The organism is Lampropedia aestuarii, assembly GCF_004803635.1.
GTDB lineage: Bacteria > Pseudomonadota > Gammaproteobacteria > Burkholderiales > Burkholderiaceae_C > Lampropedia > Lampropedia aestuarii.
The window spans coordinates 63045-73534 of sequence record NZ_SSWX01000021.1 but is presented as its reverse complement, the minus strand read 5'-3'; the positions used below and the strand labels follow the sequence as shown (position 1 = coordinate 73534).

9 protein-coding genes are annotated in these 10490 nt (G+C 57.9%); 5 read left to right on the top strand and 4 right to left on the bottom strand.

The annotated features are described in order from the left end of the window. The first annotated feature begins 60 nt into the window (after nucleotides 1-60). Nucleotides 61-372, top strand: a complete 312-nt coding sequence (rpsJ, locus tag E8K88_RS14505) for a 30S ribosomal protein S10 (protein WP_136407392.1) — start codon at nucleotides 61-63, stop codon at nucleotides 370-372. Between the two features lie 154 nt (nucleotides 373-526). Here rpsJ and E8K88_RS14500 read toward each other — a convergent pair whose 3' ends face one another. Further along, the gene (locus E8K88_RS14500) at nucleotides 527-1018 is read right to left on the bottom strand and encodes an Lrp/AsnC family transcriptional regulator (RefSeq protein ID WP_136407391.1); all 492 of its coding nucleotides are present in this window, start codon (nucleotides 1016-1018) and stop codon (nucleotides 527-529) included. Between the two features lie 183 nt (nucleotides 1019-1201). On the opposite strand from E8K88_RS14500, the gene E8K88_RS14495 reads away from it, so the two are divergent. From E8K88_RS14495 to E8K88_RS14480, 4 genes are all read left to right on the top strand, one after another. Continuing rightward, nucleotides 1202-2590 (top strand): amino acid permease, encoded by a 1389-nt coding sequence (locus tag E8K88_RS14495; protein WP_136407390.1) that lies wholly within the window; start codon nucleotides 1202-1204, stop codon nucleotides 2588-2590. A 63-nt stretch (nucleotides 2591-2653) separates the two neighbouring features. Continuing rightward, on the top strand, nucleotides 2654-3988 hold the full coding sequence (kynU, locus tag E8K88_RS14490; protein WP_136407389.1) for a kynureninase: 1335 nt from the start codon (nucleotides 2654-2656) through the stop codon (nucleotides 3986-3988). A 233-nt stretch (nucleotides 3989-4221) separates the two neighbouring features. Beyond that, nucleotides 4222-6837, top strand: coding sequence for a circularly permuted type 2 ATP-grasp protein (locus tag E8K88_RS14485; RefSeq protein ID WP_136407388.1), 2616 nt, complete (start codon nucleotides 4222-4224; stop codon nucleotides 6835-6837). Between the two features lie 11 nt (nucleotides 6838-6848). Continuing rightward, a complete protein-coding gene (locus E8K88_RS14480) occupies nucleotides 6849-7748 on the top strand; it encodes a transglutaminase family protein (protein WP_136407387.1) in 900 nt (299 codons plus the stop codon). Nucleotides 7749-8019: 271 nt separating this feature from the next. On the opposite strand, the gene E8K88_RS14475 is transcribed toward E8K88_RS14480, so the two are convergent. The 3 genes from E8K88_RS14475 to E8K88_RS14465 form a co-directional block, all read right to left on the bottom strand. Beyond that, nucleotides 8020-8556: a GrpB family protein gene (locus tag E8K88_RS14475; protein WP_136407386.1), complete on the bottom strand. Its 537-nt coding sequence runs from the start codon at nucleotides 8554-8556 to the stop codon at nucleotides 8020-8022. Between the two features lie 354 nt (nucleotides 8557-8910). After that, nucleotides 8911-9039 (bottom strand): hypothetical protein, encoded by a 129-nt coding sequence (locus E8K88_RS18625; protein WP_136407396.1) that lies wholly within the window; start codon nucleotides 9037-9039, stop codon nucleotides 8911-8913. 226 nt (nucleotides 9040-9265) lie between these two features. Next, nucleotides 9266-10489, bottom strand: coding sequence for an amidase (locus E8K88_RS14465; RefSeq protein ID WP_168797343.1), 1224 nt, complete (start codon nucleotides 10487-10489; stop codon nucleotides 9266-9268). Nucleotide 10490 lies beyond the last annotated feature (1 nt).

Sequence of the window (10490 nt, the reverse complement as noted above, 5' to 3'; positions counted from 1 at the left end):
TCGGCGCTGGCGTGGTTGCCAAGATCATTGCTTAATTGACTGTGAAAAGGAATTGACACAGTGAGCAAGCAAAAAATCCGCATCCGCCTGAAGGCTTTCGATTACAAGTTGATCGACCAATCCGCAGCTGAAATCGTTGACACTGCCAAACGCACCGGCGCGATCGTAAAAGGTCCAGTGCCACTGCCAACACGCCTGAAGCGTTTTGACATTCTGCGTTCGCCACACGTCAACAAGACCAGCCGTGACCAGTTGGAAATCCGTACACACCAACGCCTGATGGACATCGTTGATCCAACAGACAAAACTGTGGACGCTTTGATGAAACTGGACCTGCCAGCTGGCGTGGACGTTGAAATCAAATTGCAGTAATTGCAGCTTGAGTTTCGGCTCAAAAGCTAAAAGCCCGTATGCGAAAGCCTACGGGCTTTTTTTATGGCAGCTGAAAAATAGCGGGCTTGCAACTGGAATCCAACGATGCCACAGACGGTTGTACGGGCTTGACCTGGCAAGCTTGGAGTCTGGATCAGTGAGGCGCAGCTGCAGCTGCTGGGATCGGCATGTGGTGCAACTGGCCTTTGAATTCTTCCAGCGATAAGAAACTGCTAACACGCCGCACGCCTGGCAGGCGGTGCAATTGGCGCTGCAGCAATTGGCCGTAGTCGTCCAGATCTCGGGCAACCACCACCAGCATAAAGTCCTGTGGGCCTGCAATGCCGTGGAACATCACGACTTCCTCCATCGCTTGCACGGCTTGAATAAAAGCGCTGGAGCTGCTGTCGTCCTGCTTTTCAATTTCGACCATCACAAAAGCCATCATGCCCCAGCCTAGGGCACGGCGGTTGAGCCCAGCGTGGTAGCCGCTCACCAGTCCCATTTTTTCCAGGCGTTTGACACGTTTCCAGCAAGGCGATTGTGATAGATGCACCTGTTGGGCCAGATCGCTGGATGTGATGCGGGCGTCCGCTTGCAAAATGCGCAGGATGCGCAGGTCAATATCATCCAGGTCGTTGTGCATAATTTATCTGTTGAAAATAAGATAAATTGTATTTTTATTCTTATTTTTTGATCTTCATCGATAACCATTAAAGAAATTGGTTTTAATCTGCCTACTATCGCTAGACTCGCTTTGTCGCATGCTTATCCTTGGCGCGTGCAAGGTGAGTCTGGCCACACCAAGCATAAGCAGCAGGAGCTTTCAGTGAGCAAATTTCAAGACATCATGCAGCGCGAATCAGGGCTGCAGCGCCATCTCGGGGCTGGCCAGATGGCCATGATCGCCATTGGCGGTGCGATTGGCACAGGCCTGTTTTTAGGCAGCAGTTTTGCCATCGGCTTTGCCGGGCCTAGCGTGATTCTCAGCTATGCAATTGGTGGCCTGGTTGCCTTGTTGCTGATGGGCTGCTTGGCCGAGATGACCGTGGCGCACCCGACTTCGGGCTCGTTTGGTGCCTACGCCGAGTTCTATATTGGCCCTTGGGCTGGCTTTTTGGTGCGCTATCTGTACTGGGCGGCCGTCGTGCTGGCCGTCGGCACCGAGGTGACGGCAGTGGGCTTGTATATGGGCTATTGGTACCCTGATGTGCCGCAATGGCTGTGGGTTGTGCTGTTCTCGGCCGCCCTGATTGCGATCAATAGTACCAGCGTCAAAGCCTTTGGCGCCGTTGAGTACAGCTTCTCCATGGTCAAGGTCGTGGCGATTGTGCTGTTCATTCTGATTGGCCTGTATGTGGTGTTTGCCTCTGGCCGCCCGGAGATTGGTTTTCATAATTACACGGCGCATGGCGGCTTCTTCCCCAAGGGGGCCTGGGGCATGTGGGTGGCGGTGGTCATTTCGATCTTCAGCTACCTGAGCATTGAGATGATTGCGGTGGCCGCTGGTGAGGCGCAGGAGCCGCAGCGGGCCATCAAGTCGGCATTTCGCTCGACACTGATCCGCCTGCTGTTGTTTTACCTGTTGTCGCTGTCTTTGATGCTGGCCATCGTGCCTTGGCAAGATGCGGGCACTGACAAGAGTCCGTTTGTGAAAGTGATGGAAGTGGTGGGCATACCAGGGGCCGCAGCCGTGCTCAATTTTGTTGTTTTGGTTGCAGCCTTGTCGGCGATGAACAGCCAGTTGTATGCCACATCGCGCATGTTGTTTAGCTTGTCGCGTGCAGGCTATGCGCCCAAACCCCTGGGGCGTCTGAATGCGCGTGGGGTACCAATGGCAGCACTGGGCGTGTCCTGTGCGGGCATTGCAGTGGCAACAGTGTTGAATGTCTGGCGTCCGCAAGAAGCCTTTGTGTTCATGATGGCGATTGCCATGTACGGCGCGCTGTTTGCATGGTTCATGATTTTTGTCACGCACCTGTTCTTTCGCCGCAGCTGGCGCGCCTCTGGCGATGCGCCGCTGGGTTTTCGCATGTGGGGCTACCCGTATCTGAGCTTGCTGGGTGCGGTGCTGATGTTGGCCATCATGGCCACGACCTTGTTCACCGACATCTTCCGCCTGACCTTGCTGACCGGTATTCCTCTGACGATTGTGCTGGCTTTGGTCTATGCGATTGGGTACCGCGGCAAAGACGCGCGGGCCGAGCACTCTTCCTAAGCGTGCGTTCTACACACAGAGGCCAGGCGCTTTTTACTCGATAACTATTGGATGGGTTTTTGAATGACGACGAACCACACAACGACAGCTGCTGCGATTGGTTTGGATGATTGCCGTCGCATGGATGCGGCCGATGTACTGGCGCCTTTGCGCCAGCGTTTTGCCTTGCCTGCCGGCGATATTTATCTCGATGGCAACTCCTTGGGCGCGCAGCCCGTTGCTGCCGCCCAGCGTGCGCAAGAAGTGGTGACGCAGGAGTGGGGCAAGGACCTGATTCGTTCCTGGAACAGCGCAGGTTGGGTCGATATGCCGCTGCGATTGGGCAATTTGATTGCCCCCTTGATTGGCGCAGGCGAGAATGAAGTCGCTGTGGTTGATGGCACTTCGCTGAACCTCTACAAAGTGCTGCATACGGCCTTGCGCATCAGCGCACAAGACCGCCCGCAGGCGCGCCGCATCATCTCCGAGCGCAGCAACTTCCCGACCGATTTGTACATTGCCCAATCGCTGTGCCAGCAGTTTGGTTACGAGCTGGTCTTGATCGAGCCCGAAGAACTGCCCACGTGCTTGCAAGACGATGTGGCCGTCTTGCTGCTGACCCATGTCAACTACCGCACCGGCGCGATGCACGACATGCAGGCACTGACCGCTGCTGCCCATGCCAAAGGCATTTTGACCATTTGGGATTTGTGCCACAGCGCAGGCGCGGTGCCAGTTGACTTGCATGGCAGCGATGCGGACTTTGCGATTGGTTGCTCCTACAAATACCTCAACGGCGGCCCAGGCGCGCCGGCCTTTGTCTGGGTGCACCCGCGCCATGTCAACCGCCATGCCCAACCCCTGTCAGGCTGGCATGGCCACGATGCGCCGTTTGCCTTTGTGCCAGGCTATGAGCCGGCACCCAATATCGCCCGCTACCAATGCGGCACGCAGCCGGTAGTGAGCATGGCCTTGCTCGAATGTGGCCTGCAAGTGTTTGCCGAAGCCCAGGCCTTGGGCGGCATGGCCGCCTTGCGCCGCAAGTCATTGGCTTTGACGGACTTGTTCATCCAGTTGATCGAGCAAGAGTGCGCAGGCCACGGCCTGGGTGTGGCAACACCGCGCGAGCATGCCCAGCGTGGCTCGCAAGTGAGTCTGACGCGCGAGTATGGCGCAGGCATAGATGGTGACAGCGGTGCATATGCGATCGTGCAGGCTCTGATTGCGCGTGGCGTGATCGGCGACTTTCGCGCCGGCGGTGGCCCAGGCAGTCGCCATTTGGATATTTTGCGGTTTGGATTTACGCCACTGTATGTGGGCTTTGAGGATGTCTGGCATGCCGTGGCCCATGTGCGCGCCGTGCTGCAGAGCCAGGAGTGGCGCAAGCCCGAATTCAACCAGCGCAAGTCGGTGACTTAAACGCCTGTTTGAAAGTTCGTAGGGGCATCGCCTTGGTGCTTCTACACCAGGTGAGCCGCACATGCGTGTATCTTGGGTGAAAACTTGTATGGCATTGTCATAGTTCAGTCTTCTCAGAGTAAAGAGCCTGCTCAAAAACAGGGCGGTTCAGTGCTCAGGGTTTACACAGGCTCGCATGTGTGCAGTGGGGATTGTGCAGAGCGGGTATGCTGTCGATACACTGAGCGCCTACGATGCCTATGTCCCTCTTTGACCACGTATTAGCCTCCGAGGATTTGGCCGACAGCCTTGTCCTGCCATTGGCCCAGCCAGCCCCACCGGGGAATTTTGATAATCTGCGCGATCGGCTCAATCCGGACCAGCTCGCGCCACATTGGAATACCTTTTTTGCCAAGGCCATTGATAGCCTGCCGGAGAATGTTGGCATTGCCGATACCGCACACATGCTGACAGCCAAGTTCGACGAGCTGCAGCAAACCATGGGCCGCAACGTTGAAGACAACGGCGTGACCTACAACCTTTACTCGGACGCGGTCAGCCAATCCAGGCCCTGGGCGGTCGATTTGTTTCCGATGATTGTCACGCAAGCGGACTGGCACAGCATCCGCGCAGGCATCACCCAACGCGCTGAGCTGCTCAACTGCATTTTGCAAGATGTTTACGGTGAGCAGCAGCTGGTGCGCGACGGCTTGTTGCCCAGTGCGTTGGTACATGGCCATGCTGGCTATTTTCGCGCCGCGCATGGCATCAAGCCCGCAGGAGGCACCTATTTGCATGTAGCGGCGTTTGATTTGGCCCAGGGCGCCGATGGCCAGTGGTGGGTGGTCAGCCAGCGCACGCAAGCCCCCTCCGGTCTGGGCTATGCGCTAGAGAATCGACTGATTGTCTCCAAGCTGTTTCAAGAGGCGTTCAATGCATTGCACATTGAGCGTTTGAGCGAAGCGTATGCGGCGTTTGTGCGCAGCTTGCGGGTGCACAGCCAGCATGGCGAAAATGCCCGCATCGTGTTGCTGACGCCAGGGCCATACAGCGAAACCTATTTTGAGCACATTTATCTGGCGCGCTATTTGGGCATATCCCTGGTCGAAGGGGGTGATTTGGTGGTGCGTGATGAACGCGTCTGGCTCAAGACCATCAAAGGCCTGGAGCCTGTGCATGTGGTGATTCGCCGCCTCGATGATGACTACCTGGACCCACTGGAGCTGCGCGCCGATTCGGCCTTGGGTATTCCAGGCATGTTGCAAGCCTGGCGCTCCGGCAATGTGGTGATGGCCAATGCGCCAGGCACTGGTTTTTTGGAGTCGGCTGCGGTGATGGGCTTTTTACCTGCCATCAGCACGCGTTTGCTGCGTGAGCCCTTGCGCCTTCCATCGATTGCCAGTTGGTGGCTGGGGGAGCGCACTGCCAGAGACGCGATGCTGCCGCAATTGGCGCAGCACGTGCTCAAGCCCACTTTCAACGACCAGGCCAGGCGCTTTGTGCCGGCAATGGGCCAGCGCCTGAAACCGGCCGAGCTGGCGCAGTGGATGGAGCGCATCAACAAGCGGCCCGCAGACTACGCGGCCCAGGCCTGGTTGCCTCTGGCGCACATGCCGACCTGGCGCAGCAGTGCGGCGGCGCAAGCCGGTGGGGGTCATTGCGCGCCGATTGGTAGCCAGGCGATGATGATTCGTGTGTACGCGCTCTCCAACGGGCCTGGGCGCTGGCGTGTTGTGCCCGGTGGTTTGACGCGCATTGCACCGCCAGGCAAAGAGGTGGTGTCGATGTACCGGGGCGGCAGCTCGGCCGACCTGTGGGTGATGAGCGACCGCGAGGTCGCAGAGCTGCCTGTCAAAATGGCCTACCACCGCACCGAACATGTGGTCACCAGTCGCGCAGCAGAAAGCCTGTTTTGGTTTGGGCGTTATACCGAGCGTTTGGACAATAGCGTGCGGTTTGCCCGTGTGATTCTGGAAGCCTTGAACAATGCCGAGCTGGACTTGAGTGGGGCTACCCTGGATTGGCTGCACCAACTCGCTTGCGACAACGGCCTGGTCAGCCCAGCCGCTCCCACGCCCAAGAACGCGCGTGTGCTGTTTGAGCGAGCCTTGGTGGGCGCACTGCCTGATCGCCGCGCAGAACACGGCGCCTGGAGTGTGGCTACCGTGCTCGATGGCCTGCAGTATTCGGCCTTTTCGGTGCGTGAACGATTGGCGTCAGAGCAATGGACCTTGGTCAACCAGGCTCAGCAAGACTTTTATGCGGCGATACAAGGCAATCAGATCAAGACCCACCAGGCGCTGCAGGCCTTAGAGCACCTGGCTTCGCAGTCGATGGCGATGACTGGCGCGCAGCTCGACCGCATGACGCGTGATGATGGCTGGCGCATGTTGTCCTTGGGGCGACAGGTTGAGCGCATGGGGACCTTGGCCTGCGTGTTGGCCTCGGCCCTGCAGCGCGGCGCGATGGATGACGATGCAGGTTTTGCCCTGCTGCTTGAATGTTTTGACAGCACCATCACCTACCGCTCGCGCTACCAGCAACACCGCGATGTGTATGCGCTGGTGCAATTGCTGGTGCTGGAGCCAGAAAATCCGCGCTCCCTGGTTTGGATGTCCGAAACCTTGACGGGCCGGCTCAATCGCCTGCCCAGCAGCCCGTGGGCGAGTGCAGAGACCGAAGACATTGTGCGCAGCCTGCCCGAGAATTGGTCTGCCGATGAGTTGTTGCACTGGGCCGAGCAGGGCAATGTGGAGGCGTTGGCGGCCACGATTGGTTCTGCCGCGCAGACGGCCCAAGCCATATCCGACCGCCTGACACAGCAGTACTTTGTGCATGCCCATGCCGATAGCCAGGCGGTGGGCAGTTGAGGAGCACAGGCATGGAACTGTCCGTAACCCATGAAACGCGCTACCGCTACCAATCGGCAGTGCTGCAAGCGCACCACGTGGCTTACTTGAAGCCGATCAGCAATAGTGAGCAGACCCTGCACACGTTCAGCCTGCATATGGAGCCTGCGCCAGAAGTCAAAGCCTGGAGCACCGACCGCTATGGCCAGCAACGCTGCTATTTTGAATTGACTGAGGCTCACGAAGAGTTAGTGGTGGTGGCCCATAGCCGCCTGACGACGCGTGCCTTGCCCAAGTCCTTGCAAGGCAAACTGCACCAGGTGCGATTGCCCGCTGGCCTGGCTTGGCAAGACGCGGCCAAGGCGATGCAATACGAGGTCGGTCAGGCGTTTGATGATGCGCGTGAGTATGCGCAGCCCTCACCATTGGCGCCGGTGCATGCGCTCTTTCGTGAGTATGCCTTGCGCTCGGACACGGTGGGCAAGACCGCGCACCAGTTGGCTGCGGATCTATGCCACCGCATTTTTGCCGAGTTCGACTACAAACCAGAAGCCACCGACGTCAGCACGCCGCCTTTGCGCGCCCTGGATTTAAAAGCCGGTGTCTGCCAGGACTTTGCCCAGGTGATGATTGCCAGCTTACGTTCGGTCGGCTTGGCGGCCAAATACGTCAGCGGCTATTTGTTGACGCAGCCACCACCGGGCCAGCCCAGACTGATTGGTGCGGATGCTTCCCATGCCTGGGTCAGTGTCTATTGTCCCCAAGCCGGTTGGTTGGAGTTTGACCCCACGAATGACTGCCTGGCTGGTGAAACCCATGTACGGCTTGCCTATGGCCGTGACTATGGCGATGTTGCGCCACTGCGCGGCGTGATCCGTGGCGGTGGTGCACATGTGCTTAGAGTCGCAGTGACGGTGATGCCCGAGGGCTAGCAGTCTACACAGGCCAACGCCCAGGCGGGCTTGAACAGGTTTTCACAATAAACGGCTTTCAAAGACCCAGCCCCCCAATAGGGCGGGTAGGGGGGATGTGTGCGTTGTGCCGTGTGCAGTTCCAGCCCCGTGGGCCAATTGCCCGTGAGCCAATTGCAGAGTGAATTGACCAGGAGCTGTGACTGGTCACTGTGGGGACCAGACGTTCAACGATTGGCATGATTGGCGGCGCAGGGGTGCAGCCTTTGTGGCAGATCTCCTGCTGCAAGGATTAGGCGGCGCGTGATACAGCGTTGACGAACTGGGCCTTTGCGTCTGTATACGCCTCTCGGTCTTGGGCGTGCTTTGCCGCCATTGTGGCTTTTAGCTGAGCATACTCGGTCGCCAGCTTTTGATTGGAGCGAAGAGCGTCTCTAAAGCGTAGGCGCTCAGCCCAGGCAGCGCTGCCATGGACGATGACATGCAGATGGTGTGTGCGGCGGCCATCAGCCCAGCGCATGAACCACTGGCGGTCAGAAAGCGACGCATTGAATTGAGCTGAGGTGGTGTAATCAGCACTGCACAGCTTGGTGGCCAAGGACCTGGCAGTTTCCATCGAATCAACACCCGCCAATATGTCGATGATTGGTTTGGCAGGCATCCCTGGAATGGATGTGCTTCCGATGTGTTGGATATCAATGAAAGTGCATGGAAGCAGTGCGAGCAATCTTTGACGTTCTGCTTCGTAGAGAACCGGCCACTGCTCATCGTACTCGTGAAGTTTCACTTCTTCATTGATCGCCGCGCTGAGCGATTCTCGACTGTTCATATGGGCCGCCTATCGTCCTCTAGAGCGCACAATGGCTTTGTTACATAAATAACGTGATGCGAGTTTGCCCCAACCCCAGACGCAGTTATCCGACGGCGACTGTATTGGGGCAATCCAATTGGGTAAATCGATCCAAGACGGTTGCTCGCACATTGTGCTCCACGGCCTGTTTACCAAAGATTGGTGCATCATCAATGCCGGTATGTTGGTTGCGCCATTGACGCCTGCGCCCTGCATTGAGCTTTTTGTTTTCCATTCGCTTTCGCCCAAGAACTCCAATTCTGTGGAGTCGATGCGCAAATGCAGTCCACCCTAACTGGGAGTGTATTACACATCCCTGTGCACATTTTTTGCCTACGGCAGCGTGTTGAAGTTGCACTGCTTCCATGGCAGAGCGCATATATTGATCAGCAACTCATGCAGTCCAATGGTTTGGCGCAGTGCCAAATTGAACAGGACTGTGAAGCTCAAGCAGTACGGAATGGCGGCATCTCAATAGTTGTTGCCCGTGGTCGCCCGATTGCCGCTCCGTGGGGCATGCCACTGCAAACGCTTCTCACACCCAACAGTCAGCGAACCACGCGCCTTGAGCGCGCGGTGGTTTGCCCGCCAATTCGTTGTGCGGCACATTTGATTGGATCGGTTCGATCCACTCATACGCCGAGTTGATCCCAGCTGCCTCAAAGACTGGAGCAAGCAAGCCGCTTGCTCATGCAGAGATGCAAGCGCTGCCTTGAAGCATTGCGGAGTCAGCGCATAAAGCCTGGATGGATTGCGCCATAGCCAACAAATCCGCATCAGCTGCTGGTTTGGCAATCAGCTGCACACCCATCGGAAGGCCTTGGGCATTGCACACCAAGGGCACATGCACGCACGGCCAGCCCAGTACCGACCAGGGGCGGTTTGGCAAGGACGAACCGGTAGTGCCCAAGCCCACAGGTGCTGGGCCGTAAGTACTGGGCGCAATGATGAGCTCCGCATCACCGACTGCGTGCAGCCAGGTGTGGCTGAGGGCGTGGCGTTGCTGTTGCGTCATCCAGTAGCTGGCCGTATCTTGCGCCATGCCTTCACGAATGACGTTCTGCAGATTGGGGCTTAGCAGGTGGCCGTGGTCGCTAGCGATTCCCAGCATGCCTCGCGCCAATTCATAGCGCACAGTCAGGCCGTGTACATGGGCCAATGCATCCAACACATGCTGCTGCGCGCTCATGTCTTGCACAGCGATGTCGGCGGCATGCAGGGTTTTTTTGACAGCGGCTAGCAAGTGCTGCATCTCAGGCAACAAGCCCGGCAATGCTGCTGCCCAAGCGACCTTCTTGGGCGTGCGTGGCAAAAGAGGCGCGCTTTGTGTGATCACGGACAGCAGCTGTGCGCTGCTGGCTATATCCGGTGTGAACCAGCCAATGGTGTCCAGGGTTTCAGCAGTGACCAGCATGCCCTGGCGATGCACCAAGCCGAAGCTGGGTTTGAAGCCCACCACGCCGCAAAAGGCGGCCGGGCGCACGATAGAGCCACCCGTTTGCGTGCCCAAGGCAAAATCCACCATGCCGGCAGCAACTGCTGCCGCAGAGCCGCTGGACGAGCCGCCTGGGGTATGGGCCAGATTCCAGGGATTGCGGGTCGGGCCTGGTGCCGAGTAAGCGAATTCTGCGGTAACGGTCTTGCCCACGGGCAAGGCTCCGGCAGCACGCAACTGTGCCACCACGGTGGCATCCCAAGTGCGGTGCTGCAGCGGCATGCCTGCACAGCCGAACTGCGTAGGCATGTCTTGCACATCAATGACGTCTTTCACCCCAAAAGTCTGCCCTGCCAAGGGCAGCGTTTGACCGGTCTGCGCCTGTGCCTGAGCATCAGGTGCAGGCTCGGGCGCCGTCCACGCAAATGCTTGTATATCAGCCTCTTTGGTCCAAGCCGGTTTTGTCAGTTGCTGCATA